Origin of the sequence: Actinomadura bangladeshensis (assembly GCF_004348335.1) — a bacterium.
In the GTDB taxonomy this organism is placed as follows: domain Bacteria; phylum Actinomycetota; class Actinomycetes; order Streptosporangiales; family Streptosporangiaceae; genus Spirillospora; species Spirillospora bangladeshensis.
The window spans coordinates 18,287-45,108 of record NZ_SMJW01000031.1 but is presented as its reverse complement, the minus strand read 5'-3'; the positions used below and the strand labels follow the sequence as shown (position 1 = coordinate 45,108).

The window sequence follows — 26,822 nt, the reverse complement described above, 5'->3', positions numbered from 1 at the left end:
TTCGTCGCCGGGTTCCTGGTGATGCTGCTGCTGCGCAGCGCGGGCGCCGTGCCCGGCCCGGCCCTCGCGGGGGCGAAGGAGGTCTCGACGGTGCTGCTGGCGGCGGCGATGTTCGGGCTGGGGACGTCCGTCCGCGTCCGCTCCCTGCTGCGGACGGGACGGCGCGGCCTCCTCCTCGGCCTGCTCTCGACGGTGCTGGTCGGCGCGATCTCCCTGGCGGCGCTCAGCGTGCTCGGCCACCGGTGAGGACCTCCTCGCGCCGCCCCAGGCGCTCGTCCAGGAAGTCCTCCCAGGTGCGGCTGCCGTGGTCGGCGCCGTCCAGGGTCAGGTTGCGGGCGGCGCGGTAGGCGCGCCCGGCCTTCCCCGGGATGCGGACGGGCAGGGTCGGACGGCGCTTGCCGCGCGCCCCCAGGTACCCGGTGACGAGTTCCCTCATCCCGTAGACCTGGGGACCGGCCAGGTCGGGGACGCGGCCGGCCGGCTCGCTGAGCGCCAGTTCCACGAGCCGCACGGCAACGTCCCGCGCGTCGACCGGCTGGAACCGCAGCCCGCCCGGAATGGGGACGACCGGCATCTTGGCCATGGCCTGGACGGTCTGCAGCACCAGGTCGTGGAACTGGGCCGCGCGCAGGATCGTGTACGGCACGCCCGATTCGGCGACGGCCCGCTCGGTCTCCACCTGGGTCTTCATCCAGGCGAGCGGAACCTGCTCGGCACCGATGACCGAGATGAGCACCAGGTGCCTCACCCGCGCCCGCGCCACGGCCTCCATCAGGTTCCGGGCGACCACGTCATCGCCCTTGCCCCCGCCCGCGAGGTGCATGACGATCTCGACGCCGTCCAGCGCGGCCTCGATCCCCTCGTCCTTCATCAGGTCGCCGGTCACGTACTCGACGCCGTCCTCGGGGTCGCGGGCGTGGCGGGTGAGGACCCGCACGTCCTGTCCGGCTTCCCTCAGCAGCGGGACGACCTGCCGCCCGACCCGGCCCGTACCGCCGGTGACCAAGATGGGTGCTCGCATGGCTCCTCCGATTTCAGTCGCTCTCGTATTCACCCCTCCAGACGGGACCGTGCACCGGATATGTGACATCGCTGGGACGAAACGCCGATTTTGCCCTGCGGGCGGTGTGGAGGCGTCCGGCCGGGCAAGTGCAGAACCACTGCGAGCGGACGCGAGGAGGGCGCACCATGGCCAGGGGAACGATGCTCGACGTCTACACGGGGTTCGACCGGATGCCCATCGCGGGCGAGTGGCGGGCCGGCCGGTCGGACGGCCGCCGCGAGGACACCGACCCCTACACCGGCGAGGTCCTGACGGAGATCGGGCTCGCCGGTGCGGACGACCTGGACGAGGCGTACCGCGCGGCGCGCGACGCGCAGCCGGCGTGGGCGGCGCGGCCCGCGGCCGAGCGCGCCGAGGTCATGGCGAACGCCGCGCGGATCATGGCCGACCGGGAGGACGAGCTCATCGGCTGGCTGCAGCGTGAGGCGGGGGCGACGCGGGGCCGGGCCGGCATGGAGCTGGCGCTCGTCCGGGCGGTGACGGAGAAGGCCGCCGAGCAGGCCGACCGGATCAACCGGTGGACGGGCACGGGATCCGACATCCCGGACAAGGAGAACCGGGTCTACCGCAAGGCGGCCGGTGTGGTCGGGGTGATCAGCCCGTGGAACTTCCCCGTCCAGTTGTCGAACCGCTCGGTCGCCCCGGCCCTCGCGCTCGGCAACGCGGTCGTCCTCAAACCGGCGAGCGACACCCCGGTCACCGGCGGGCTGTTCCTCGCCAAGGTCTACGAGGAGGCGGGGCTGCCGCCCGGACTGCTCAGCGCGCTGATCGGCAGGGGGAGCGAGATCGGCGACGCGTTCGTCGAGCACGAGATCCCCCGCGTGATCTCCTTCACCGGGTCCACGCCGGTCGGACGGGGCATCGCGGCCAAGGCGGGGTTGAAGGAACTCGCGCTCGAACTGGGCGGCAACGGACCCCTGGTGGTGCTGGACGACGCCGACCTGGACCAGGCCGTGGCGGGCGCCCTGTACGGGAGCTACCTCCACCAGGGCCAGGTGTGCATGGCGACGAACCGGGTGATCGTGGACGCGTCCGTCCACGACGCCTTCGTGGACCGTTTCGTCGCGGCCGCCGCGTCACTCCGCTACGGCGACCCGCGCGATCCCGGCACGCAGCTGGGCCCGGTCATCAACGCGCGGCAGCTGGACTCGATCCGCGACAAGGTGTCCCGCGCGGTCGAGGACGGTGCCGAACTGCTCCTCGGCGGCGACCCGACGGGCCCCACCGGCCAGGTGCTTCCGCCCCGCGTCCTCCTCGGGGACAGCACGGTCGCCACCGCCGCCGAGGAGGTCTTCGGCCCCGTCGCGACCATCATCAAGGCGGACGGCGAGGACCACGCCCTCCACCTCGCCAACGACACCGAATACGGCCTGTCGAGCGGCGTCTACACCCGCGACGAAGAGCGCGGAATCGACTTCGCCCTCCGCGTCCAGGCCGGCATGACGCACATCAACGACACGACCGTGAACGACGATGTCCACATCGCCTTCGGCGGCGAGAAGGCGTCCGGACTGGGCCGCTTCGGCGGCGAATGGGTCGTGGACGAGTTCACCACCCACCACTGGATCAGCGTCCAGCACAACCCGCGCGACTTCCAATACTGAAGCCGCCCTGCTCAGCCTGCTCAAAGGATTCGGATGGCCTCGGCCTAGCGCCCTGACACGAGTTGGTCGCCGAGGGGGCTCCGGCGGTACAGGACGTGCCGGCCGTCCCGCGCGCGGGTGAGCAGGCCCGCATCGTGGAGGACCTGCAGGTGCTGCGAGACGGCGCTCGCGGTCACCTTCAGGCGGCGCGCGAGTTCGATCGTGGGCAGCGGCTCGTCGAGGACGGCCAGCAGCTCGGCGCGGCGCGTGCCGAGCAGCGCCGACAGGGCGGTGGCGCCGGGTGACGGCGCCGGCGTCCACAGGGTGGCGACACCGCGGCAGGGATAGGACAGGCCGGGCGGCTCGTCCGGGTGGACGGGCGGGGCTGGCTTGTGGGCGAACACCGCCGGCATGAGGAGCAGCCCGCGCCCGGACGCCGCCACGTGGTGCCGTCCGATCATCTTGTCGATGTAGAGCACCCCGTCCCGCCAGGTCAGGTTCGGGTGCATGTCGGCGAACAGCAGGCGGGCGCCGCCCACGGCGAGCTGCCGCGCCCGGTAGGTCATGTCGGCCTCCAGCACCAGGCGCATCTGCGGCCACACCGGTTCGAGCACCGTCCGCCAGTAGCGCAGCAGCACGTCGCAGGCGTCGTCACGGAGCTTCGCGGCCGAGGCGCCGTCCGGAGGCGTCGCCTTGACGAGCGCCGCCTCCATGTCCCTGCGGACCATCTCCGGAGGCGTCTGCCGGACGAGGGCCAGCTGGTCCTCGAAACGCGGCGCGAAGGTCGTGGGGCGCGGCGACAGGAAGTCCGGGACGGCCAGCCTCGTCCCGACGAGGGAGGTCAGCAGGCGGACGTCGTCCGGGTCGAGCCGGGCGAGCGCCGCGCGGCGCCAGGGCAGGTGCACCGTCTGCAGCCCGGGCTCGCGGAGGACGCGCAGGCTCAGGCACGCCTCGTCCAGCGGTGACAGCGCGAACCGGGTGTCCGCGAGGTCTTCGACGCCGAGCTCGAAACTGATCATTAAGCGCCACGCTACATCCGCCCGTGCCCGCCGAGCCTCCGGCGAGTGACCACTCTATGTGATAACTTGATCACTCAATGCAATTGCCGTGACGGGGTAATCATCGCTGCGCGGCGATTACCAGGGCGCGGCAATAATCGCGGCCCCATGTGACGAGTACGAGGGAGTGCGGTTTTGCGGGACTCGAGCCGGGCGTTGGCGAAGTGGGGATTCTCCGACGGGGTGCGGATGGTGCGAGAGGCGGGGCTGATGCCGGCCGACGTGCCCGCCATCGACGGAGCCAACGGAACCATCGTCCATATCGCCGGGCGCCAGTTCATCAACTTCAGATGTGTCGATTTCCTCGGCTGGCAGCACGATGATGACGTGGTGGCCCACTTCACCGATGCCGCGAGGTCCTACGGGCTGGCGAACGGCGGCTCGCGAGCCCAGGCGATCTCCCGGCCGCTGCGCGAGATCGAGCGGCAGGTCTGCGAGATCTACGGCAAGGAAAGTGCCATCACCTTCGCCTCCGGAATGCTCGCCACCGTGGGCTTCGTGCACGCGATGACGTCGAAGATCCAGGTCACCACAACGATCACCGCCGACTTCGGCGATGTCATCTTCCTCATGGACCGCGCCTGCCACTGGTCGATGTGGAAGGCCGTGGAGAAAATGCAGCCGGGCAGGCAGCTGTTCTCATTCGGCCATAACGACGTCGAGCGGCTCCGCACACTCCTGGCCCGCCACCAGGGCAAGCGTGTGATCGTCGGTTTCCAGAGCGTGTACTCCGGCGACGGCAGCGTCGCGCCGATCGGCGCCATTACCGACCTCTGCGCGGAGTACGACGCGGTCAGCTATGTCGATGACGCGAACGGCTTCATGGTCTACGACCACGAAACGGGGCCCTACGCGAACGAGTTCCGGAAGCTGTCGCAGGCCACGTTCGTCATGACCTCGTTCACCAAGTCGATCGGCATGGTGGGCGGCGCGGTCGCCGGGCCCGCGGACGCGGCCAAGGTGATCGAGTACTTCTCCGGGACGTCCGTGTTCACCGCGGCGCTGCAGCCGCCCACCGCCAGTACGATCGCCTACATCATCGGGCGATCGCGGGAAGACCGGCAGCGCGTCGATGACTATTTGCGCATGGTGGCGTGGTTCCGTGAGCAGCTCATCAGCGTGGGCTGCGACCTCAACGACAATCCCAGCTACATCATCTCGATTCATGTTGGCGACGAACGTGTCGCCGAAGTGGTGCGCTGCGAGCTCCAGGAACACGGATACCTCGTCTCGGTCTTCCGCTACCCGGCCGCGGAGCGAGGCAAGGCCCTTCTCCGCATCATCCCGAATCTCAGGCACAGCAAGGAGCACATGGAGGGCCTCGCCGACACCCTCAAGCTCCTCAAAGGGAAGTATCAGTTCTGATCGCGGCGGCGGCCGGGGCAGCCGCCGGGGCGGCGGCCGGCCGGCGGGCGGGCGGTGACGCGCGCCAGGGCGACCACCAGTTCGCGCGGCCGGCCAGCCTCATGATCCCCGGGACCAGCAGGGCGCGCACGAGGGTGGCGTCCACCAGGACGGCCGTCAGCACGCCCACGGCGACCATCTTCACCAGCACCACCGAGGAGGTCGCCATGGCCGCCATGACCAGTGCGAACACCGCTGCGGCGCAGGTGAACAGGCGACCGGTGCGGTGCAGGCCCGCGATCACCGCGGCCGAGGTGTCGCCGTGGCGGCGGTACTCCTCGGTGATGCGGGCGAGCAGGAACATCTCGTAGTCCATCGACACCCCGAACGCCACGCCCAGCACCACGACCGGCATGATCACGTCCAGGGTGCCGGTGGTGCTGAACTCGCCGACCAGCCGGTGCAGACGGCCGTCCTGGAAGACCGCCACCAGCACCCCGAACGTCGAGGTCAGGGTGAGCGCGTTGAGCAGCAGCGCCTTGAGGCCCAGCAGCGGGCTGCCGGTCATCCACATGACCACGCCGATGGTCGCCAGTGCCATGATCGCCACCATCCAGGCCAGCCGCCTGCCGACGAGCCGGCGGGTGTCGGCGAGTTCGGCGCCGGGGCCGCCGACCAGCGCCCGCTCCGGGGCGGCGACCGCGCGCAGCCGCTCGGCGATGGCGGCGGCGGCGTGATCATAGGGGGCGACGGCGGTGGTGGCCGCCATCCAGGTGCCGGCCGGGACGCTGTAGCGCGCCGACCGCGCGTCCGGCGCACCGATCCGCCGGCCGTCGGCGAAGGTCCCGTTCGCGGCCTGCACCCGGACGACCCCCGGTACGGCCGACAGCCGCCGCGGATAGTCGCCGGGGTGCGCTCGATGCGGCAGCACCACGGTGAGCGGCAGCAACTGGGCGTCGAAGCGGTCGCGGATCAGCTGCCCGGCGCGGGCCGCCGGGTCCTGCGGCGGCAGGATCCGCTCGTCGGCGATCCCGAACCGCGCGTGCGGCAGCGGAGTGGCCAGCAGCAGCAGCAGCGCCCCCGCGGCGGTGGTCACCGCCACCGGCCGCCGCATGACCAGCCGCGCCAGCCGCGCCCAGAACGAGGAGCCCTGGGCGGCGGCGCCGGGCCCGGACCGGCGCCCCGCGCTCCACGGGCCCGGGACCGCCAGCCGGTCCACTCCGGCGCCCAGCACCGCCAGCGCGGCCGGCAGCACCGCCAGCGCGGCGATGGCCGCCAGCACCGTCACCGCGATGCCGCCGTAGGCGATCGAGCGGACGATCGGTGAGGGGATCACGAGCAGCGCGGCCAGCGCGGTCAGCACGCTGATCGCCGACAGTCCCATCGCCCGGCCCGTGGTCGCGATCGCGTGCCGCACCGCTTCCTGGACGGGCCGCTGCCGGGCCAGTTCCTCACGGAACCGGGTCACGATGAACAGGCTGAAGTCCACCGCCAGCGCGAACCCGATCAGCGAGGCGATGTTGAGGGCGTAGACCGACACCGGGGTCGCCTCGCTCAGCAGCCGCAGCAGCGCCATCGCACCCACCAGGCAGAAGGCGCCCATGGCCAGCGGTATCAGCGCCGCGACCAGACTGCCGAACACCACCAGCAGCACCGCCAGCGTCAGTGGCAGCGCCACCGTCTCGGCCACCCGCAGGTCGTGCTCGCTCCGCCGTTGCGCCTCCACGCGGACCTGGCAGTCCCCTCCCACGGTCACCGTCAGCGGCCCCTGATGCCGCGGCAGCCGGGGCACCAGCCGGCGGGTGGTCCGCAAACGGTCCTGCAGATCTCCGCGCAGCCACGCCATGGCCACCGCGCTGCGGCCGTCAGAGGATCGCAGGCCGCGGTCGCCGCCGGCCCAGTACGACCTGGCCAGCGACACCCCGGGATCGGCGGCCAGCGCCGCCGTCAGACGCCGGCCCGCCGCCGCGGCCCGCACGTCATCGACCCCGCCCGCCGCCGCGCCCGCCGGCCCGGCGGTCACCTCGGCCACCACGACGAGGTCGGGCTTGCCCGCTCCGGCGTGCGTGCGCAGCCACCGATCGGCCTGCGCCGACCGGGTGGAGACCGGCAGGTTGTCGCCCATCACCAGCCGGTCGTGCACTCCGGCCCCGGCCCATGCCGCGCCCCCCAGCACCAGCAACGTCATCGCCAGCACCCAGTACCGCACGCGTACGACCCCTGCCGCCCACCCGGCCACGTTCCGCACGCCCCCCAAGTCCTGCGTCGGATACAAGTAGTCATGTTATAACTACTCAGAGTGACTAGCAGGTGGCCCCGCCGCTCGCGGGCCGGTCACGGGCCTTGAGCAGGACATCCACCAACCGACGGGAACGACCATGTCCGACGCACCATCCTCCGGCGGTTCGACCCCCGTCCAGGACCGGGCGCCCCAGCCCTCGGTGGAGACGGTGCGCGGGCGACTGCCGGTCACCGAACTGAAGTCGGTCCTGATGCACGAACACGTTTTCGTGACAGACCCGGAGATCCACCTCAACTACCCGCATCTGTGGCAGGAGGACGTACGGATCGCCGAAGCGGTGAGCAAGCTCACCGCGCTGAAGCAGGCGGGTGTGGACACGATCGTCGACCCGACGGTGATCGGCCTGGGCCGCGACGTCGCGCGCGTCGCCCGGGTCAACGCGCTGGTCGACATCAACATCATCGTGGCGACCGGGATCTACACCTACAACGATCTCCCGCACTTCTTCGAGTACAACGGCCCGAAAACGGCGCTGGGCAATGACGAGCAGATGGTCTCGCTGTTCGTCCGAGACCTGACACGGGGAATCGCGGGGACGGCGATCAAGGCCGCCTTCCTCAAATGCGCACTCGAAGGGGAGTTGACCGCCGGAGTCGAACGGGTGCTGCGGGCCGTGGCCGAGACGCACAAGCGCACGGGAGCACCCATCACCGTGCACACCAACCCGGCCGCACGCACCGGACTGCTCGCACAGCGGATCCTGACCGAGGAAGGCGTCGATCTCGGCGCGGTGGTGATCGCGCACAGCGGCGACACCACGGACCTGGACTACCTCCGGGAACTCATCGACAACGGCTCCTATGTGGGGATGGACCGCTTCGGCCTGGACATCCTGCTGCCCGGCGACCAGCGGGTGACCACCGTCGCCAAACTCGCCGAGCAGGGACTGGCCGAGAGGATGGTGCTCTCACACGACGCCTCCTGCCACATCGACTGGTTCCCACCCGGCGTCCGGGAAGAACTCGCTCCGAACTGGCAGTTCACGCACATCCACGACACGGTCCTTCCGGCGCTGCGCCACGCCGGGGTCTCCGACCGCCAGATCGACACCATGCTCATCGACAACCCGCGCCGCTACTTCAGCGGTGGCAGGGCGAACCGCGTGTCCGGCGAGATCCCCGCCCCTGGGCCCGAAGCCGATCATTAAGCGCCGCGCTACATCTCTTGGCCTTCCCGCCCGTCCGACGTGGACTTGCCCGTACAACCTGACGGAAGGACGGGCATATGAAGGGCTTCGACCCGCGGACCAGCTTCGGCAGGGTTTCCGGTCGGCGTGTCACAGGGGGCGTGGCTGTCTCGTCTCGGGTCTCGAAAACGGGTTCATCGGGGGACACGCTAAGGAGCGGGACATGAACGAGCAGGTCGAGGAGAACCGGAAGCGGAAGGTCGCGCTGGTCACCGGGGCGAACAAGGGGATCGGCCGCGGGGTCGCCGGGCGGCTCGCCGCGCTGGGCATGACGGTCTTCGTCGGTGCCAGGGACGCGCGGCGCGGCGCGGAGGCCGCCGCCGCGCTGCGCGAGGCGGGCGGCGGCGACGTGCACGCGGTCGCCCTTGATGTCACCGACCCGGCCACCGTCGAGGCGGCGGTGAGCCTGATCGAGGAGCGGTTCGGCCGCCTCGATGTGCTGGTCAACAACGCCGGGATCACCGGCTCGGGCCAGGTCTCCCCGCAGGACGCCACCGACCAAGTGCCGAGTACGGTCGACCTGGACATGGTCAGGGCCGTGTTCGAGACCAACGTGTTCGGGGTGATCGCGGTGACGAACGCGATGCTGCCGTTGCTGCGCCGCTCACCGGCGCCCCGCATCGTGAACGTCAGCAGCCACGCCGCGTCGCTCACCCTGCTCAGCGACCCGGACGGCCCCTTCGCCGCGCTGCTGCCGTCGGCGGCGTACAGCCCGTCCAAGTCCGCGCTCAACGCGCTGACCGTGCACTACGCCAACGAGTTGCGAAAGGACGGCTTCCTGGTCAACTCCGTCGCCCCGGGGTTCGTCGACACCGACAGCAACAACCACACCGGGTTCCTCACCGTCGAGCAGGCCGCCGCGACCGTGGTGCGCCTGGCCACGCTGGACGCGGACGGGCCGACCGCCGGCTTCTTCGCCGAAGAGGGGCCGGTGGCCTGGTGATGGACGGCGGAGAGGAGTCCTTCGAGGACCTGCGGCCGCTGCTGTTCTCGATCGCCTACCGGATCCTGGGCAGTGTCAGCGAGGCCGAGGACGCGGTCCAGGAGACCTGGCTGCGCTACACGTCTTCCCCGACTCGGCCTATGTCCACCAAGTCCTTCCTCTCGGCGGTGGTCACCCGGATATCGATCGATGTGCTGCGGTCGGCCCGGTTGCGCCGGGAGGAGTACGCCGGGCCGTGGTTCCCCGAGCCGCTGCTGACCGACCCCTACCAGGACCCGGAGCGCTCGGCGGAACTGGCCGACTCGCTGTCGATGGCGGCACTGCTGCTCCTGGAGCGGCTCAGCCCGCTCGAACGCGCGGTCTTCGTGCTGCGGGACGTGTTCGGGTTCGGCTTCGACGAGGTCGCGTCCGCCGTCGGACGCTCCGAGGGCGCCTGCCGCCAGCTCGCGGTACGGGCCCGCCGCCACATGGACGCGGGCCGCACCCGGTTCACCGCCGACCAGACCGAGCGCACGGAACTCGCAGGACGGTTCCTCGACGCCTTCCGGGAAGGGGACGTCGACGGACTGCGCGAACTGCTGGCCGCCGATGTCCAGATGGTCGGCGACGCCGGCGGCAAGGCCCCGCAGCTCGGCGGCCAGATCATCGGCCTCGAGAAGGTGGCCCACGCGCTCGCCTGGTCCGTCTCGCGGTTCGTCCGGGCCAGTGCCGTGCTGGAACAGCGGGAGGTGAACGGGCAGCCGGGCGCGATCGTCCGCGACGGGGACGGCAGGGTCCTCAGCACGTGGGCACTCGACATCCTCGACGGCCGGATCCAGACGATCCGCACGGTGAACAACCCCGACAAGCTCCACCACGTCGGCCCCGTGGGCGACGCCTGGGACGCTCTGCGCGCCGCGAACCAGCCCCTTACGGATTGACCGGCCAGGACATAGGCCCCTGGACGCAGGCCCCTGTGCGCTGCGGCGCCGGCCGACCCGGATCAACGTCCGCGAGACCGCCGATCCCGAGGCCGGACTACCTGGACCATCTGCGATCGGCGGCTAGATCGGGTAGCGGGTGGCCTCGTCGACCTCCGCGCTGCTCGGGTCCGCTATCACCTGGGGTTTGGGCGGGACCTCCTGGCCGGACACCGTGTCCTCCAGGTGGATGCGCGGCGGCAGTGCTCGCCAACGGCCATCCGTGTTCTCGGACCGCTCGTCATCGCTCATATGTCCATGATGCCCGGAGACTTCCGTCAGCGGGGGCGTGGTGGGTGTTTGGCGATGAAGAGGCCCTCGGCCGACACGCAGGTCTCGCCGCCGGCCTTGATCTCGCCGGTGGTGCGGATCTTGCGGCCGTCCACGGAGATCTGGCGGGCGGTGATCGTGAGCGGTTCGAAGAGCGGGGTCAGGCGGTGGTAGCGGACGGTCAGCTCCGCCGTCACGCCCGATGCGCCCGCCCAGCCGTTCGCGACGCCGAGGGTGTGGTCGAGCAGCAGGGCCGAGACGCCGCCGTGGACGCATGACGGCGGCCCCTGGTAGGGCAGGCCGAGGGTCGCCTCCGCCTCGATGGTGCGGGAGTCCACGGCCGTGTAGTCGAGGGGCGGCGCGATCGGGTTCTCCCGCCCGGCGACCGGGTCGTGGCGGGTCATGCCGTCGCCGCGCCACATGTCGACCAGGCGGTCGTCCACGGGCGGGGACGACGAGTCCAGGTCGTCGGCGACGGCGTTGAGACGGTCGGCGATATCGGACATGTCGGCGTCCGTCATGTCGCCGGCGCGGACGAGGGCGTCGATGACGCGGCGGGCCGCCGCGACGGCCGCGTCCACGCCGGCGGGGCGGGTTCCGGAGTGCAGGTCGATCGTCATCACGCCACCGGGTCGCGGGGCAGGCCGAGGAGGCGCTCGCCGATGATGTTCAGCTGCACGTCGGTCGTGCCGCCGGCGATCGACATGTTGCGGGAGTTCAGGAACATCCAGGTCGGGTCCTTCAAGCCGCCCTCGCCGCGTCCGGCGAGCGCTTCGGGGCCGATCCAGTCCATGGCGGTCTCCCACACCTGCTGGAGGTGCTCGACGCCGATCAGCTTGCCGATGCTCGACTCGGCGCCCGGCTGGCCGCCGGCGAGGGACCGCAGCGTGGTGCGCAGCCCGAACAGGCTGCTCGACTGCGCGTCGCAGAGGATGCCGCCGAGCGTGGTGAGCCGTTCGTCGTCGGCGTCCGCCGCCAGCTTGAGGAGGGCCTCGCCGCCGCTGCCGAGGGACGAGTCGTTCGAGAGTGAGACGCGTTCGTTGGCGAGGGTCGTGCGGGCGAGTCTCCAGCCGTTGCCCGGGGTGGAGACCAGGAGGTCGTCCGGGATGAAGACGCCGTCCAGGAACACCTCGTTGAACAGGGTGTCGCCGGTCAGCTCGCGGAGCGGGCGGATGTCGATGCCCGCGGACTTCATGTCCAGCAGGAAGTACGACAGGCCCTTGTGCTTCGGGACGGACGGGTCGGTGCGCGCGAGCAGGATGCCCCAGTCGGCCTCGCGGGCCATGGACGTCCACACCTTCTGGCCGGTGATCGTCCAGCCGCCGTCCACCTTCTCGGCCCGGGTGGTCAGGGACGCCAGGTCCGAGCCCGCGCCGGGCTCGGAGAACAGCTGGCACCAGCGGATGTCGCCGCGCAGGGAGCCGGGCAGGAACCGCTCGTGCTGGGCCGGCGAGCCGTGCGCGATCAGCGTCGGCACCACCCAGTTGCCGATGATCATGTCGTGCGCGCGGAGGCCGGCGGCGCGCATCTCCTCGGCGATGACGAGCTGGGTGACGGCGTCCGCGCCCTTGCCCCACGGGGCCGGGAGGTGCGGGGACGTGTAGCCGCGGTCGGCCAGGTAGGTCGCGCGCTCCCTGCCGTTCAGGGCCTTGGCCGGCTCCAGTTCGGCCCGCACGTCGGCGCGGACCGCCTCGGCCTCGGGCGGCAGTTCGACGCTGAGCTCGCGGCGGACGCCGTCCAGGGTCAGCCGCGCGACCCGGCGGCGCCACGACGCGGTGGAGCCGAGCAGGATGCGGAGGGTCTGCGCGCGACGGAGGTAGAGGCTCGCGTCGTGCTCCCAGGTGAAGCCGATGCCGCCGAGCGTCTGGATGCAGTCCTTGGCGGTCTGGAACGCGGCCTGGACGCTGGTCGCCCCGGCGACGGCGGCGGCGAGGGACGCCTCGTCCGAACCGGTCTCGTCCTGGGCGCGGGCGGCGTCCCAGGCGCAGGCGCGGGCCTGCTCGGCGTGCGCGAGCATCCGGGCGCAGCGGTGCTTGACGCCCTGGAACTGGCCGATGGGACGGCCGAACTGCTCGCGGACCTTGGCGTAGTCGGCGGCGGTCGCGGTGGCCCAGTCGGCCAGGCCGGACGCCTCGGCGGCGAACAGCACGGCCGCGAGGTCGCGGACCGCCTGCGAGTCCAGATTCAGGACTGACCCGGCCGGTACAGTCGCGTTCTCCAACTCGACCGTGGCCAGGCGGCGGGTCAGGTCGTGGCTGGGCAGTTCGTCCACGGTCGCGGCGTCGCGTGGCAGGACGAGCCAGGCGTCCGCATCGCCGTCCTTCGCCGGGACGACCAGGACGTCCGCCAGTGCGGCGCCCAGGACCGGGCCCGAGACACCGGTCACCGTGATCGCGGTGCCGGAACCGGAACCGGAGCGGGAAACGGTCAGGCTCCCCGCGTCCAGGCCCACCGCGCCGACCGCGCTCCCGTCCGCCAGCGACGGCAGGTGCGAGGCGTGCCCCGCGCGCGACAGCACCGCGCTCGCGAGGACGGTCGGCAGGAACGGCCCCGGGACGATGGCGCGCCCCAGTTCCTCCAGCACGACGGCCAGTTCCACCAGCCCGTAGCCCGCGCCGCCCGCGTCCTCCGGAAGGTGCAGCCCGAGCAGTCCCTGCGCGGCGAGGTCGTCCCAGAACGCCGGCGCCTTCTCCCGGTCGGCGTCCACGGCGGCCCGCACGACCGACGGCGCCACCTGCCGGGACGTGAAGGCGCGCACGGCGTCGCGCAGGTCGCGGTGCTCCTCGGTCAGCCCGATGGTCATGTTCAGATCCGTTCGATGATCGTGGCCGTGGAGTGCGCGCCGCCCGCGCACATCGTGACGAGGGCGGTCGACCTGTCGGACCGTTCCAGCTCGTTCACGGCCTGCGTGATGAGGCGGGCGCCGGTCGAGCCGACCGCGTGGCCGAGGGCGATGGCGCCGCCGTTGACGTTGACCTTGTCCATGTCGGCGTCCAGCACCGACGCCCACGACAGCACGACCGACGCGAACGCCTCGTTGATCTCGACGAGGTCGATGTCGGACAGCTTCATGCCCGCCCGCTCCAGGACGTGCCGCGTCGAGTCGATCGGCCCGTCCAGGTGGTAGTACGGGTCGGACCCGACCATCCCGGACGCGACGATCCGCGCGCGAGGCCGCAGCCCCAGCTCGGCTGCCCGCTCGGCCGACATCAGCAGCACAGCCGCGGCCCCGTCGCTGATCTGCGACGAGTTGCCGGCGGTGTGGACGCCGTCCGGAACGACCGGCTTCAGCCCGGCGAGCGCCTCGGCGGTCGTGTCCCGCAGGCCCTGGTCGCGGGTGACCACGGCCGTCTCCCCGGTCGGGCCCTCCTTGGTCATGACGGGCGCCTCGATCGGCAGGATCTGCCCGGCGAACCGGTCGTCCTCCCACGCCGCCTTGGCCTTGGCCTGCGACGCCAGCCCGAGCGCGTCGGCGTCCTCGCGGGTGATGCCGCGCTTCTTCGCGATGCGCTCGGCGGCGGTGAACTGGTCGGGGTAGTCGATGTCCCAGCCCTCGGGCGCGGGGCTGCCCGTCCCGGGGGCGAGGGCCTGGCCGAGGAAGACCCGGCTCATCGCCTCGACGCCGCAGCCGATGCCGGTGTCGATCGCCCCGGACGCGATCAGCCCGGCGACCATGTGCACGGCCTGCTGGGACGACCCGCACGCGCAGTCGATCGTCGTGCACGCCGTCGTGTAGGGCAGGCCCGCGTACAGCCACGCGTTGCGGGTGACGTTGTTGGACTGCTCTCCCGCCTGCGTCACGCATCCGCCGACGACCTGCCCGACCGTCGCCGCGTCGACGCCGGCGCGTTCCAGCAGCCCGCGCTGCGCCGACCCGAGCAACTGCGCCGGGTGCAGCCCGGACAGGGCTCCGTAGCGCTTGCCGACCGGCGTACGGACGGCGTCGACGATGACGGCCTCAGGCATGAGCTATCTCCTTGTGGAAAACAGGGTGCGTTGACTTGCGGCGTGTTGTTGTTATGGAGCGGCTCATAACAACAACACGCCGCAGGTCAACGACTCGGCGGCGTGAGGACGCGCTTGGCCCAGCGGTAGTCGGCCTTGCCGGACGGGGAGCGGACGATCGCGTCCGTGAAGGTGACCGTGGCGGGGAGCTTGTAGCCGGCCAGGTGCTCCCGGCAGTGGGCGCGCAGGTCCTCCGGGGTCGCCGACGTGCCGGGGCGCAGTTCCACGACGGCGGCGACGCGCTCGCCGAAACGGTCGTCGGGGACGCCGGCGACCAGCGCGTCCATCACGGCCGGGTGCGACTTGAGGGCCTGCTCGACCTCCTCGGGGAACACCTTCTCCCCACCGGTGTTGATGCAGCCGGAGCCGCGTCCGAGGACGACGACCGTGCCGTCAGCCTCGACCCGGGCCATGTCGCCGAGGATCGTCCAGCGCTTGCCGTCGACGACCGGGAACGTCCGCGCGGTCTTGTCGGGGTCGTTGTGGTAGCCGAGCGGGACGTTGCCGGAGCGCGCGACGTAGCCCACCTCGTCCGAGCCGGGCGGGATCGGCTTCATGTCCGTGTCGACCACCGTGACGCGGGGGTCGGCGGCGAGCCGCATCAGGCCGTCGTCGCCGACGCTGATGTTGCCGTCGACGCCCGACTCGGACGCGCCGAACCCGTTGTTGATGTGGATGCCCGGGATCAGCTCGGCGAAGTCCTCCTGCACGCTGCGGGACAGGATCGCGCCGCCCGAGCCGAGCACCTTGAAGGACGACAGGTCGTACTCGGCGCCGTGGGCGCGGACCGCGTCCGCGAGGGGCCGCGCGATCGCGTCCCCCACCACGGCGACGATCATCGGCTTCTCGCGGTCGATGGTGCGGAGCGCGTCCATCGCGTCGAAGCGCCGCATCAGGATCGTCTTGGACCCGGTGAACAGCGCCATGAGCAGCGTGTAGGACGCGGCGCCGTGCATCAGCGGCATCGTCAGCAGGAAGCTGAGCTCGAACCCGTTCCGCGCGGCGTCGGCCAGCTCCTCCGCGCTGAGGCGGGGCTCGCCGTAGGGGTTGCCGCCCTTCACGGCGGCCATGTAGAAGTCCTCGTGCCGCCAGACGACGCCCTTCGGGTTCCCCGTCGTGCCGCCCGTGTACAGGATGTACCGGTCGTCGGCGCTGCGCCCCTCCCGGAGCGACGGGTCGGGCTCGCCGGGCTCGGACGTGTAGTCGCTGACGCTGATCCGCGACGGCCACGCCGGCTTCTCGGCGGTCTCCCCCGTCCGGACGACGGTGACGACGCGCAGATCGGGGCATTCCCCCGCGACGCGGGCGGCGGCCGGGGCGAACTCGTCGTCCACGACCAGGCCCGCCAGCCCGGCGTCGGTGTAGAGGTAGTGGAGCTCCCGGTCGGTGTACCGGTAGTTGATGTTGACCGGGACGGCGCGGATCTTCAGGCAGCCGAGCAGCGTCTCGACGTACTCGGTCCCGTTCAGCATGTGGAGGCCCACGTGCTCGCCCGGCGCGATGCCCGCCGAACGCAGCCGTGCCCCCGCCGCGTCGGCCCGCGCGTCCAGGTCGGCGAAGGTGAGCCCGCGGTCGCCGCAGACCAGGGCGGTGCGGTCGGGGACGGCGGCCGCCACGGCCTCGAAGAGGGTCGCCAGGTTCAGCGTCATGCCCGCGAGACTAGAATTCATTCTCATCAACGGGCAAGCGCCGTCCCACTCAGCGGTCTCGCCGCTCGCGCGCCCTGCGGCCGACCGCTCAGCGGGACCGGACGACCGGCAGAAGTAGAATTCGTACTAGCCTCCGACCCGGCTACCGAACACACCGACCCGGAGGCTCCGATGAACGCTGACCTCTCCCTGGCGGGCCGCACCGCCATCGTCACCGGCGCGGGCGCCGGGCTCGGCCGCGCCGAGGCCCTCGCGCTGGCCGCGCAGGGCGCGAGCGTCGTCGTCAACGACATGGGCCCGGCGGCGGACGACGTCGTCGCCGAGATCAAGAAGGCGGGCGGCGAGGCCCTCGCGGTGAAGGGGGACGTCGGCGACTGGTCCATGGGCGACACGCTCGTGTCGGCCGCCGTCGACACGTTCGGTTCGCTGGACGTCCTGGTGAACAACGCGGGCGTGCTGCGCGACAAGATGCTGTTCAACCTGTCGGAGTCGGACTGGGACGACGTCGTCCACGTCCACCTGAAGGGCCACGCGTCGGTGTCGCGCGCCGCCGCCGTGCACTGGCGCGCCGCGAGCAAGGCGGCCGGCGGCCCCGTCTACGGACGCGTGATCAACACCTCGTCGGAGGCGTTCCTGTTCGGGTCGGCGGGCCAGCCGAACTACTCCGCCGCCAAGGCCGGCATCGTGGCGCTGACGCTGTCGACGTCCGCGGGCCTCGGCCGCTACGGGGTGCGCGCCAACGCGATCTGCCCCCGCGCCCGGACGGCGATGACCGAGGCGACCTTCAACGAGGGCACCGCGCCCGGCGGCCTGGACGTGATGGCGCCCGAGCGGGTCGGCACGTTCGTCGGCTACCTGGCGTCGCCCGCCTCGGAGAAGATCACCGGGCAGGTGTTCGTGGTCTACGGCGACATGGTCGCGCTGATGGCCGCGCCGACCGTGGAGCAGAAGTTCACCGCGGCCGAGGGCGTCTTCTCCGTCGAGGAGTTCGGCGCGCAGATCACGCCGTACTTCGAGGACCGCGACGCCCACAAGACCTACGCCGCCTACAGCGTGGCCGCGCTCGACAACACCGGTACCAGCAAGTACTGACCCCCGGCTCACCGGCGGCCGCCCCACGGCGCGAGGGGGCGGCCGCCGGTGTCTCTCCGAGGCCGGTGTCTCTCAGAAGTGGGACGCCTCGCGCAGCGTCGCCTCGGCGCCGCCGTCCACGTAGATGACCTGGCCGGTCATGTGGGTGTTCCCCGGGGAGACCAGCCAGCGCAGCGCCTCCGCGATCACCTCCGGGTCGGCGTAGCCGTTCAGCGGCATCGGGACGGCCTCGTTCATGATCTGGAACATGGCCTCGTCCTCGAACAGCGGCTTGGTCATCGCGGTCTTGACGACGCCCGGCGCGATCGCGTTCAGCGGGATGCCCGCGCCCGCCCACTCGGGGGTGGTGCAGACCCGCCGCATCCACTGCGCGAGCGCCGACTTCGACGACGGGTACAGCCGGCCGCCGGCGCCGCTCTCCTCGACCTTCGTCGCCGCCGCGATCGCGGCCGGCTCGTCCAGGTCCAGGCAGGCACGGACGACGTCGTCGTCCACCGGGTGGGTGCCGGAGATCGAGGCGACGACGGCGGCGCGCGGCGCCTCCGCCTCCGCGAGGGCGGGGCGCAGCCCGTCCAGCAGCTCGACGACGCCGAAGAAGTTCACCTTGACCGGCATGATCGTGAAGTCGGAGACGCCGGCGCAGGCGACGACGGCGTCGAGCCGCCCGCCCGCCTTCTCCAGGGTCCGCGCGACCGCGTCCGCCCGGCCCTCGGGGACGCTGAGGTCGGCGCAGACGTCGGCGCCGCGCAGGTCGATGCCGATGACGGTGTCGCCCGCGTCCCGCAGCAGGGCGGTGAGGGCCTCGCCGATGCCGGACGCCGAACCGCTGACGGCGATGGTGCGTGCCATGGTCACTCTCCTAGGTGTGGGAGCCGCCGTCGACGCGGAAGTCGGCGCCGGTGTAGTAGGCGGCGTCGGACGAGCCGGCGAACGCGATCGCCGCGGCGATCATCTCCGGCTCGGCGGCGCCGTAGTAGGACCGGATCTTGGAGAAGTAGTCCAGGTCGATGCCGGGCGGGAACATGTGCGGCGACCGGATCAGCGGGGTGTCGACCGATCCGGGCGAGATCGGCACGACCCGGATGCGGCGGCTCGCCAGCTCGGCGGCGAGGCTGAGGGAGAACGCCAGCACCGCGCCCTTGGACGCCGAGTACGCCGTCATGTACGGGTTGCCCTGCGTCGCCGACAGCGAGGCGGTGTTGACGATGACGCCCGTCCGGTCCGGGAGGTGCTTCAGCGACTCGCGGCAGAACAGGGCGGTGCCGACGAGGTTGACGGAGAACAGCCGGTTCAGGTCGTCGACGGTCAGGGTCTCGATCGGGGTGGTCTTGTGGACGCCGGCCACGTTCACGAGGACGTCGATGCCGCCGAGCGTCCCGGCCGCGTCCGCGACGGCGGCGATCACCGCGGCCTCGTCGGTCACGTCGGCCGTGCGGGTGGTGAGGGTGCCGGGCCCGCTGATCGCGCCGGCCGTCTCGGCGAGGCCCTGCTCGGAGATGTCCACGCCGTAGACCGCGGCGCCCTCGGTGGTCAGGCGGATCGCGGTGGCCCGCCCGATGCCGGACGCGGCCCCGGTGAGCAGCACTCTCACGCCGTCATAGCGGTTCATGGCGGCACGCTAGCCGCGGCCCCGCGGTGCCCGCCGGGGCCGTCCCGATCACTGGGAGGCGGTGCCGCCGGCCGCGGGCGCGTTCGAGCGGGGCGCCAGCAGCAGCTTGCAGGCGAGGCGGATGTCGCTCTCCACGTCCGCCATGGACGCGCGGCCGTTCAGGCTCGACTGGAGCACCCCGTACCAGCACTGCATCAGCAGCCGGACGAGCGTGACGTCCTGCACGGTGGGGACCTCGATGCCCACGGCACGCAGCAGGATCTCCCGGAACGTGTTGTCGATGTGGACCGTGTCGGCGACCGTCGCGACGTGCGCGGTGTTCGACGCGTGCAGCATCGAGGCCGACAGCACGGGCTGCGCCATCAGGTTCCGGCTGGCCTGCACCAGCATGTCGGCGACGGCGTCCTCGGGCGCGACGCCGGGCGCCGGCTCGGCGACCTGCTCGCGGAGCCGGTCGACCTGCGCCGCCATCACCGCGGTGAACAGGTGGACCTTGGACGGGAAGTACCGGTACAGCGTGCCGATCGCGACCCCGGCGGCCTTGGCGACCTCGTGCATCTGGACGCGTTCGAGGGACTTCTCCATGCCGATGCGCGACGCGGCCCGCAGGATGCGCTGCCGCCGGTCGTGCTGCTCGGGTGAGCTGGGCTCGGCGGACATCCTCGCCGCTGAGATCCTCGCCACGGTCCTCCCTCCGGGTCCGTCGGTGTGCTGACTAGGAACAATATCCAGTTTGCGCGCCGTCACCGCGATCGCCGATACCGGTCAGTGGGACCGGTCGCCCCGCCGCGCCGGGCGCCGCGTCTACGGTGTGCCCGCGCCGCGAACGCGCAGGCTGGAGGGGACGTCACGTGGGGAAATGGGACGACGAGTACGACGTGGTGGTGGCCGGCTCAGGGGCCGGCGCGATGGCGGGGGCGCTCGCCGCGGCCGCGTCGGGGCTGCGGACGGCCGTGCTGGAGAAGACGCGGGTGCTCGGCGGGACGTCGGCCTATTCGGGGGCGGCGATCTGGCTGCCGGGCACGCGGGTGCAGGAGCGGGCGGGGCTCGGCGACTCGGCCGAGTCGGCGCGCACGTACCTGCGGGCGCTGCTCGGGGACGAGAACGAGGCGCACCGGGAGGCGTTCCTGGCGACCGCGCCCGAACTGGTGGACTTCCTGGAGGACGACCCGGCGCTCGACTTCAGGTTCCAGGCGTTCCCGGACTACTTCGACGCTCCCGGACGCATTGACATGGGACGCTCGTTCGTCCCGCTGGAGTTGCCGGCCGAGCAGCTCGGCGACCTGGCCGGGCTGGTGCGCCCGCCGGTCGACCGCGACCGGGCGGGACGCGGGCACTCGGCGTCCAAGCCGATGGCGCAGGGGCGGGCGCTGATCGGGCGGCTGCTGCTGGCGTTCACCGCGACCGGCACCGGCGCCGTCCGCACCGAGACCCCGCTGACCGGCCTGATCGTCGAGGACGGCCGGGTCGCGGGCGTCGAGGCCGGCGGCCTGCGGCTGCGGGCGCGGCGCGGCGTGCTGCTGGCCGCGGGCGGGTTCGAGGCGTCGGCCGAGCTGCGCGCCGCGCGCGGCGTGCCGGGCGCGGCGGACTGGACGATGGCCCCGGACGGCGCGAACACCGGCGACGCGATCGAGGCGGCGGTGAAGATCGGCGCGTCCACCGGCCTGCTCGACCAGGCGTGGTTCTGCCCCGGCCTGCGCACCGCCGACGGGCGGCCCGCGTTCACGCTCGGCTTCCGCGGCGGGCTCATCGTGGACGGCTCGGGGCGCCGCTTCGCCAACGAGTCGCTGCCCTACGACCAGATGGGCCGGAGGATGGCCGCCGCCGAGGGACCGTTCCATCTGATCTTCGACGCGCGCTCGGACGGGCTGCCGGCGATCTCCGTCCCGCCGCTGGCGCCGGACGAGCAGCTGGCGTCCGGCCAGTGGGTCCAGGCCGGATCGGTGCAGGAGCTGGCCGGGAAGATCGGCCTCCCGCCCGACGCCCTGGGCGAGACCGTCGCGCGCTTCAACGGGTTCGCCGAGAAGGGCGCCGACGACGACTTCCACCGCGGCGAGGACCCCTACGACCGGTACTTCTCCGGCGGCAGGCCGTGCGTCGTGGCGCTCGACCAGGCCCCGTACTTCGCGGCGGAGGTCGTCCTCAGCGACCTCGGGACGAAGGGCGGGCTGCGCACCGACCCCGACGGCCGCGTCCTCGACGCCTCCGGCGGCCCGATCCCCGGCCTCTACGCCGCCGGCAACACCAGTGCCTCGTTCACCGGGCCCGTCTACCCCGGACCGGGCGTTCCGATCGGATCGGCGATGGCATTCGCCTACCGCGCCGTCCAGGACATCAAGAGGAGCAGCACGTGAGATCACTCGGGACCCGGGCGGTCATGGCGATCGCCTGCGCGGGAGCGGTCGGCGTCGCCGGCGCCGCGTGCGGAGGCACGCCGGAGGTCACCGCCGCCCCCGTCAAGGCCGACGCCGTCAAGGCCGACGCCGGCAAGGTGCCTCCGGGGCAGCGCGGGAAGCTGCTGAGCAGCCGTCCGCTGACGAACGCGGCGGCGCTGCCGAGCGCGTCCGCCAACCGGTTCATCACCTACACCTCCGAGGGCGCGGGCGGGAAGCGGATCACGGTGTCGGGCACGGTCGCCGTCCCCAAGGGCACCCCGCCGAAGGGCGGCTGGCCGGTGCTGAGCTGGGCGCACGGCACCACCGGGACCGCCGACGCCTGCGCCCCGTCCGCCGACACCGCGGACGGCCCGGCGCACGACTACCTGGCGATCACCGAGCAGTACCTGGACAAGTGGGTCCAGAACGGCTTCGCCGTCGTCCAGACCGACTACGAGGGCCTCGGCACGCCGGGCGGGCACCCGTACATGAACGGCGCCAGCGAGGCGAACACGGTCACCGACATCGTCCGCGCCGCCCGCCAGGCCGGCCACCGCATCGGACGGGACTGGTTCGTCGCCGGGCACAGCCAGGGCGGCCAGGCGACCCTCTACACGGCGGCGACCGCGCGGCAGCCCCGCGACATCCGCCTTAGGGGCGCGGTGTCGATCGCGCCCGGCTCCTCCATGAGCCAGGCCGCGCAGTACGTGAAGGCGCAGTACCCCGGCGCGGAGATCGCGCTGCCGTTCCTGTTCGTCCTGCTGAACGGCGCGCACGCGGCCGACCCGACGTTCGTCCCGGAGGACCTCCTGACGGACGACGCCGCCGCCATCGCCAAGGCCGGCCGGACGAACGCGTGCCTGGCCCAGCTCAAGCAGCTCACGGCGAACCTGCCGCTGACCGATGTGTTCCGCCCGGACGCCGACCTGACGCGCTTCGAGAACTACTACGACGCGCAGGAGGCGCTCGGCCTGACCATCGAGGTCCCGACGCTGGTCGCCCAGGGCACCGCCGACCGCGAGGTCTCCCCCGCCGCGACGCAGAACATCGTGACCGACCTCTGCAAGCGCTACGGCACCATCGCCTACCGCTCGTTCGACGGCGCCGACCACCGAGGCAGCATCAACGCCTCCTTCGAGGCGTCCCTGAGGTTCGCCAAGGCGATCCAGAACGGCGAGGCCCCGCCCACCACCTGCTGACCGGCAGTGCGCGGTCCCGTCCCTCGAACGGACGGGACCGCGCGCCGCCGGTACCGGACGAGCACCTCCTCGCGGCCGATCGCCGTCCGCCTTGACCAGATCGCGGTCCATTCCGGGTGGCGCGGATGAGCAAGGTTATGCACACGCTGTAGCCGAATGCATACTTTGCGCGACCAGTGGCGGTTCCGCCGCCGGTCGCACGATCGAGGAGGACAGAGCATGACCGCATCGGGGCTCACCCGGACCTGCGCCGGTCTCGCCTGCACGGCGGCGATGATGATCGGGGCGGCGGTCCCGTCACAGGCCGCGTCCGCCACGGAGAACTATCCCAAGACCCGGCAGAACACGCTCACCGCGATGCACGGTGAGGCCATGGCGCACGCGAGCTACCACTTCTACGCCGAGCAGGCCGGCTACGAGCACCTGGACAAGGTGCGCCGCCTGTTCGGCGAGGCCGCGCAGACCGAACTCCACGACCACTTCACCAAGGAGGCCCAGCTCATCGGCTTCGTCCACGACGACGCGGCGAACCTGCGGGAGAGCATCGCTGGCGAGCGCGAGGAGGCGACGCGCATGTACCCGCGGTTCGCCCGGGAGGCGCGGGAGGACAAGGACTACAACGCCGCCCGCCTGTTCAGCGAGATCGCCCGCGACGAGGCCCGGCACGCCCGCGCCTTCACGAAGGCGCTGTACGCCATCACGCACCACCGCGGGCACGTCCCCACCGGGCAAATGGCCGAACCCGTCAAGGTCGTCGCGGGCAAGCCGAAGGTGCGGTCGAAGCGGACGCTCCGCAACCTGGAGACCGCGATGCGCGGCGAGGCGTTCGCGAACGCCAAGTACACGCTGTACGCCGAGCACGCCAAGAGCCGCAACCCGAAGGTGGCCGAGCTGTTCCGGCGCGCGGCCGCGGTGGAGCTGACCGAGCACTTCGCCGAGGAGGCGGTGCTCGCCGGATTCGTCCACGACACCGCGGACAACCTGCGCCGGAGCATCGCCGGCGAGACCTATGAGGCCACGAAGATGTATCCGGGCTTCGCCCGCACCGCACGGGACGAGGGGAACTCGAAGGCCGCCGCGCTCTTCACGGAGATCGCCGGGGACGAGGCCGCGCACGCGCGGGCGTTCACGAAGGCGCTCGAGCACCTCCACCACCACCGCCCCGCCGGGCGCACCGACTCCTGACGGGGTCCTTCTGACGGGTATCCGGCGCACGCCTGCGATGGGGGCGTGCGCCGGACTGACCTGCGCGCACCGGACGCTGCCCGCCCCGGCAGCGGCCTACCCTCAGCGGCGACCGGATCCACGGTGCGGGACGTCCGCCGGACTGTCGTGTGCCGTACCGGCGGGTTCGGTGCCGGAGAGTGCGGCGAGGAGCTGTAGTTTCTCGTCGCTGCCGCTGCCCTTGTCGGGGTAGTAGACGACGAGGATGACGTCGTCGATGGGGAGTTTGTCGCGGTGCAGCCGTAGTTCACCGACGACGGGGTGGTTGACGGCGGTGGTGACTCCGTCGAGGTTGCGGACGTCGTGCCGGGCCCACAGTGTGCGGAACCGCTCACTGGACAGTGCGAGTTCTCCGACGAGTTCGACGAACCGGGGTCGTCGATGTCGTCCCCGATGGTGGTGCGAAGAGCGGCGACGAAGTCGGCGGCGGAGTTCGCCCAGTCCTGGTGGAAGGCTTGTTCCTCGGGGTCGAGGAAGAAGGAACGGAGCCGGTTCTGGCCGGGCCGCAGGCGCGGGGAGAACGCGACGGCCATCGGGTTGGAGGCCAGGACGTCGAAGGCGCGGCCTTCGACGAACGCGGGGATCCGCAGGTGGGCGAGGAGTTGGTGTGCCCGTGCCGGTACGCGTTCGGGGCGCTTGCGGCGCGGCGCCCTCGCGCGGACCTCCGCGAGGCCGAGCAGATACGTCCGTTCGACGTCGTCGAGCCGCAGGACGCGGGCGAGTGATTCGAGCACCTGGCGTGAGGGGTTCCGGTCGCGGCCCCGTTCCAGGCGCAGGTAGTAGTCGGGGCTGATTCCGGCGAGCAGCGCGACCTCCTCACGGCGCAGGCCGGGGACGCGGCGGTTTCCGCCGGGCGGGAGTCCCGCCTGCGCCGGGGAGATCAGCTCGCGTCGCGCGCGGCGGCACTGTTCGAGAAGGACAGCGAGCCTCGCTGAAGGGAAGACATCATGGATCTCTCCAACCGCACCGTCCTCATCGTCGGCGGAACCTCCGGCATCGGACGAGAGCTGGCCCGCCGGTTCGCCGCGGCGGGCAGCACCGTGGCCGTCGGCGGCCGCAGCGCGGACGCACTCGCGGAACTCGCCGGAGAGGGCTTCGGCGCATTCGGCATCGACGTCACCGACGGCGCCTCCGTCGCGTCCGCCCGCGACGCCGTGCTCGCCCGGTATCCCGAGTTGGACACCGTGGTGACGATGCCGGGCGTCATGCTCCTGGAGGACCTGCGCGATCCCGCGCACTTCGAGGCGGCGGAGACGACGATCGACACCAACCTGGTCGGCACCATCCGCGTCATCGACGCCTTCACCCCGCACCTGGTCCGGCGGGGCGCCGGCACCTTCATCACCGTGACCTCCGGCATCGCCTTCCTGCCGTTCCCGCCCATGCCCACCTACGCCGCCTCGAAGGCCGCGGTGCACGCCTACTCCGAGGCCCTGCGCGCGCAACTCGACGGGACCGGCGTCGGCGTCGTCGAACTCGTCCCCCCGGCCGTCGCCACGGCGGGCCAGGAAAAGGTGAACCCGAACGCGCTGCCGCTCGACGAGTTCGCCACCGAGGTCATGCGGCTGCTCTCGGCGGACCCCACTCCCCGCGAGATCCTCGTGAAGGGGGTCCTCACGCACCGCTGGGCCGAGCGCGACGGCACCTACGACGACCTCGTCGCGCAGCGCACCAAGGCCCTGACCATGCTCCCCGGCCGCGAAGGCTGACCCGCGCGGGTCAGACGAGGTTGTCCTCGACCTTGAGGCCGAAGACGCCGCGGCCCCACATCGAGAGGGCGTGCTCGACGTCGTTGGCGACGTGGACGCTGCCCGCGTGGGCGTCGCGCCAGGCGCGTTCGATGACGTTGCCGCGGTGCAGCGAGTTGCCGCCGGCGGTCTTGAAGAGGATGTCGATCGCCTGGATGGCGCGCTCGGTGCCGCGGACCTGGTCGCGGCGGGCGCGCAGCCGCAGCTCCATCGGGATCTTCTCGTTGCGGGTCGCGTACTCGTGGATCTCGCGGACGTTGCGGTCCGTCTGCAGGACGGCGGCGTCGATCTCGGACGCGGCGCGGGCGACGGCGACCTGGGCGTGCGGGTCCTCGACGAAGCGGCCGCCGCCGAGGCTGAGCCGGATCCGGTCGCGCATCCGCGCCACGTAGAGGTCGTGGCAGCCGGCCGCCATGCCGATCACGCTGGCGGTGACGGTGCTGGTGAAGATCGTCCCGAACGGCATGCGGTAGAGGGGGCCGGTGTTGACCTTGCGGCCCGGGTTGCGGAGCTGGGCCTGCTCGAAGTTGCGCATCGCGCGGTGGGACGGGACGAACGCCCGGTCGACGACGATGTCGTCGCTGGCGGTGCCGCGCAGGCCCATCGAGTCCCACACTTCGCGGATCTCGTAGTCGCGCTTGGGTACGAGCACCGTCATGAAGTCGACCGGGCGGCCCTCCGCGCCGACGACGAGGGCGCCGAGCAGGGCCCAGGAGGCGAACTCGACGCCCGAGGAGAACGACCAGTGGCCGCTCAGCTCGTAGCCGCCGTCGACCGGGGTGAGGCGGCCGATCGGCGAGTAGGACGAGGAGATCAGGGTGTCGGGCCCGGCGCCCCACACCTCGCGCTGCGCCTCGTCGGCGAACAGGCCGAGATGCCAGGAGTGGACGCCGAGGATCGCGGCGACCCAGCCGGTCGAGCCGCAGGCGCCGGAGATCGCCCGCACCACCTCGTAGAAGGCGACCGGGTCGCCCTCGGCGCCGCCGTAGCGGGTGGGCTGGAGCATCCGGAACACCCCGGCGGCGGTCAGTTCCCGTATCGTCTCGGCGGGGATCCGGCCCTTCTCGTCCACGGACCGGGCCCGCTCGGCGATGCCCGGCAGCAGCCCGTGCACGGCGTCCAGGACCTCGTTGCTCATCCGTCGACTCCCGTCTTCCCTAGTCCGACCATTGGAGCAGACCACGCCGCGGCACCGTCGGGGGGCCCCGCGTCC

General features: G+C 72.0%; 24 protein-coding genes and 1 pseudogene. 11 read left to right on the top strand and 14 right to left on the bottom strand.

Annotated features, from left to right (window positions below):
• A partial coding sequence (locus E1284_RS08945) for a putative sulfate exporter family transporter (RefSeq protein WP_131938542.1) occupies positions 1-246 on the top strand: 246 nt, incomplete at its 5' end.
• On the opposite strand, the gene E1284_RS08940 is transcribed toward E1284_RS08945, so the two are convergent.
• Positions 224-1,021 (bottom strand): SDR family oxidoreductase, encoded by a 798-nt coding sequence (locus E1284_RS08940; RefSeq protein WP_131938541.1) that lies wholly within the window; start codon positions 1,019-1,021, stop codon positions 224-226. The two genes, E1284_RS08945 and E1284_RS08940, sit on opposite strands and share 23 nt — an antisense overlap.
• A 167-nt stretch (positions 1,022-1,188) precedes the next feature.
• Between E1284_RS08940 and E1284_RS08935 the strand changes: the two genes are divergently transcribed.
• Entirely contained in the window at positions 1,189-2,667 is a 1,479-nt protein-coding gene (locus E1284_RS08935; protein ID WP_131938540.1) for an aldehyde dehydrogenase family protein, read from the top strand.
• A gap of 44 nt (positions 2,668-2,711) precedes the next feature.
• Here the strand turns inward: E1284_RS08935 and E1284_RS08930 are convergent, their stop codons facing one another.
• Positions 2,712-3,665: an ArsR/SmtB family transcription factor gene (locus tag E1284_RS08930; RefSeq protein ID WP_131938539.1), complete on the bottom strand. Its 954-nt coding sequence runs from the start codon at positions 3,663-3,665 to the stop codon at positions 2,712-2,714.
• Positions 3,666-3,914: 249 nt separating this feature from the next.
• Between E1284_RS08930 and E1284_RS08925 the strand changes: the two genes are divergently transcribed.
• Positions 3,915-5,069, top strand: a complete 1,155-nt coding sequence (locus E1284_RS08925; protein WP_165965185.1) for an aminotransferase class I/II-fold pyridoxal phosphate-dependent enzyme — start codon at positions 3,915-3,917, stop codon at positions 5,067-5,069.
• Here E1284_RS08925 and E1284_RS08920 read toward each other — a convergent pair.
• Positions 5,047-7,257: an MMPL family transporter gene (locus E1284_RS08920; protein ID WP_131938537.1), complete on the bottom strand. Its 2,211-nt coding sequence runs from the start codon at positions 7,255-7,257 to the stop codon at positions 5,047-5,049. The two genes, E1284_RS08925 and E1284_RS08920, sit on opposite strands and share 23 nt — an antisense overlap.
• A 169-nt stretch (positions 7,258-7,426) precedes the next feature.
• Here E1284_RS08920 and E1284_RS08915 point away from each other — a divergent pair, with 169 nt between their 5' ends.
• The 3 genes from E1284_RS08915 to E1284_RS08905 all read left to right on the top strand — a co-directional run bounded on the left by E1284_RS08915 (position 7,427) and on the right by E1284_RS08905 (position 10,399).
• Positions 7,427-8,497, top strand: coding sequence for a phosphotriesterase family protein (locus E1284_RS08915; protein ID WP_131938536.1), 1,071 nt, complete (start codon positions 7,427-7,429; stop codon positions 8,495-8,497).
• Positions 8,498-8,699: 202 nt separating this feature from the next.
• Entirely contained in the window at positions 8,700-9,479 is a 780-nt protein-coding gene (locus tag E1284_RS08910; RefSeq protein WP_131938535.1) for an SDR family NAD(P)-dependent oxidoreductase, read from the top strand.
• A complete protein-coding gene (locus E1284_RS08905) occupies positions 9,479-10,399 on the top strand; it encodes an RNA polymerase sigma-70 factor (RefSeq protein WP_131938534.1) in 921 nt (306 codons plus the stop codon). Before E1284_RS08910 ends, E1284_RS08905 begins: the two co-directional genes overlap by 1 nt.
• A 123-nt stretch (positions 10,400-10,522) precedes the next feature.
• On the opposite strand, the gene E1284_RS41305 is transcribed toward E1284_RS08905, so the two are convergent.
• The 5 genes from E1284_RS41305 to E1284_RS08885 form a co-directional block, all read right to left on the bottom strand.
• Positions 10,523-10,690: a hypothetical protein gene (locus tag E1284_RS41305; protein ID WP_165965184.1), complete on the bottom strand. Its 168-nt coding sequence runs from the start codon at positions 10,688-10,690 to the stop codon at positions 10,523-10,525.
• 26 nt (positions 10,691-10,716) lie between these two features.
• Positions 10,717-11,328 carry a PaaI family thioesterase gene (locus E1284_RS08900; RefSeq protein ID WP_131938533.1) on the bottom strand — a complete coding sequence of 204 codons (612 nt, stop codon included), beginning with the start codon at positions 11,326-11,328 and terminating at the stop codon, positions 10,717-10,719.
• Positions 11,328-13,511 (bottom strand): acyl-CoA dehydrogenase family protein, encoded by a 2,184-nt coding sequence (locus E1284_RS08895; RefSeq protein ID WP_131938532.1) that lies wholly within the window; start codon positions 13,509-13,511, stop codon positions 11,328-11,330. Before E1284_RS08895 ends, E1284_RS08900 begins: the two co-directional genes overlap by 1 nt.
• A 2-nt stretch (positions 13,512-13,513) precedes the next feature.
• The gene (locus E1284_RS08890; protein ID WP_131938531.1) at positions 13,514-14,674 is read right to left on the bottom strand and encodes a steroid 3-ketoacyl-CoA thiolase; all 1,161 of its coding nucleotides are present in this window, start codon (positions 14,672-14,674) and stop codon (positions 13,514-13,516) included.
• Between the two features lie 86 nt (positions 14,675-14,760).
• Positions 14,761-16,362 carry an acyl-CoA synthetase gene (locus E1284_RS08885; RefSeq protein ID WP_131938530.1) on the bottom strand — a complete coding sequence of 534 codons (1,602 nt, stop codon included), beginning with the start codon at positions 16,360-16,362 and terminating at the stop codon, positions 14,761-14,763.
• A 171-nt stretch (positions 16,363-16,533) separates the two neighbouring features.
• Here E1284_RS08885 and E1284_RS08880 point away from each other — a divergent pair, with 171 nt between their 5' ends.
• Positions 16,534-17,454, top strand: a complete 921-nt coding sequence (locus tag E1284_RS08880) for an SDR family NAD(P)-dependent oxidoreductase (RefSeq protein WP_131938529.1) — start codon at positions 16,534-16,536, stop codon at positions 17,452-17,454.
• A gap of 72 nt (positions 17,455-17,526) precedes the next feature.
• On the opposite strand, the gene E1284_RS08875 is transcribed toward E1284_RS08880, so the two are convergent.
• Genes E1284_RS08875 through E1284_RS08865 form a run of 3 tightly spaced genes read right to left on the bottom strand, consistent with a single transcriptional unit; the run spans position 17,527 to position 19,747 of the window.
• The gene (locus E1284_RS08875) at positions 17,527-18,303 is read right to left on the bottom strand and encodes an SDR family oxidoreductase (protein WP_131938528.1); all 777 of its coding nucleotides are present in this window, start codon (positions 18,301-18,303) and stop codon (positions 17,527-17,529) included.
• A 10-nt stretch (positions 18,304-18,313) separates the two neighbouring features.
• The gene (locus E1284_RS08870; protein WP_131938527.1) at positions 18,314-19,063 is read right to left on the bottom strand and encodes an SDR family NAD(P)-dependent oxidoreductase; all 750 of its coding nucleotides are present in this window, start codon (positions 19,061-19,063) and stop codon (positions 18,314-18,316) included.
• Between the two features lie 48 nt (positions 19,064-19,111).
• Positions 19,112-19,747, bottom strand: a complete 636-nt coding sequence (locus E1284_RS08865) for a TetR family transcriptional regulator (protein ID WP_243714351.1) — start codon at positions 19,745-19,747, stop codon at positions 19,112-19,114.
• A 167-nt stretch (positions 19,748-19,914) separates the two neighbouring features.
• Here E1284_RS08865 and E1284_RS08860 point away from each other — a divergent pair, with 167 nt between their 5' ends.
• From E1284_RS08860 to E1284_RS08850, 3 genes are all read left to right on the top strand, one after another.
• The gene (locus tag E1284_RS08860; protein WP_131938526.1) at positions 19,915-21,417 is read left to right on the top strand and encodes an FAD-dependent oxidoreductase; all 1,503 of its coding nucleotides are present in this window, start codon (positions 19,915-19,917) and stop codon (positions 21,415-21,417) included.
• Complete coding sequence (locus E1284_RS08855) at positions 21,414-22,637, top strand: alpha/beta hydrolase family protein (protein ID WP_131938525.1); 1,224 nt, start codon at positions 21,414-21,416, stop codon at positions 22,635-22,637. Before E1284_RS08860 ends, E1284_RS08855 begins: the two co-directional genes overlap by 4 nt.
• A gap of 219 nt (positions 22,638-22,856) precedes the next feature.
• Entirely contained in the window at positions 22,857-23,822 is a 966-nt protein-coding gene (locus E1284_RS08850; protein WP_207923645.1) for a ferritin family protein, read from the top strand.
• 102 nt (positions 23,823-23,924) lie between these two features.
• Here the strand turns inward: E1284_RS08850 and E1284_RS43830 are convergent, their stop codons facing one another.
• Both E1284_RS43830 and E1284_RS43825 read right to left on the bottom strand, forming a co-directional pair.
• On the bottom strand, positions 23,925-24,203 hold the full coding sequence (locus E1284_RS43830; protein WP_341770381.1) for an MmyB family transcriptional regulator: 279 nt from the start codon (positions 24,201-24,203) through the stop codon (positions 23,925-23,927).
• Between the two features lie 110 nt (positions 24,204-24,313).
• Positions 24,314-24,742, bottom strand: a pseudogene (locus E1284_RS43825) (helix-turn-helix domain-containing protein); the annotation flags it as partial.
• Between the two features lie 66 nt (positions 24,743-24,808).
• On the opposite strand from E1284_RS43825, the gene E1284_RS08840 reads away from it, so the two are divergent.
• Entirely contained in the window at positions 24,809-25,570 is a 762-nt protein-coding gene (locus E1284_RS08840; RefSeq protein ID WP_131938524.1) for an SDR family oxidoreductase, read from the top strand.
• 10 nt (positions 25,571-25,580) lie between these two features.
• On the opposite strand, the gene hsaA is transcribed toward E1284_RS08840, so the two are convergent.
• On the bottom strand, positions 25,581-26,747 hold the full coding sequence (gene hsaA, locus E1284_RS08835) for a 3-hydroxy-9,10-secoandrosta-1,3,5(10)-triene-9,17-dione monooxygenase oxygenase subunit (RefSeq protein WP_131938523.1): 1,167 nt from the start codon (positions 26,745-26,747) through the stop codon (positions 25,581-25,583).
• Positions 26,748-26,822: the final 75 nt, after the last annotated feature.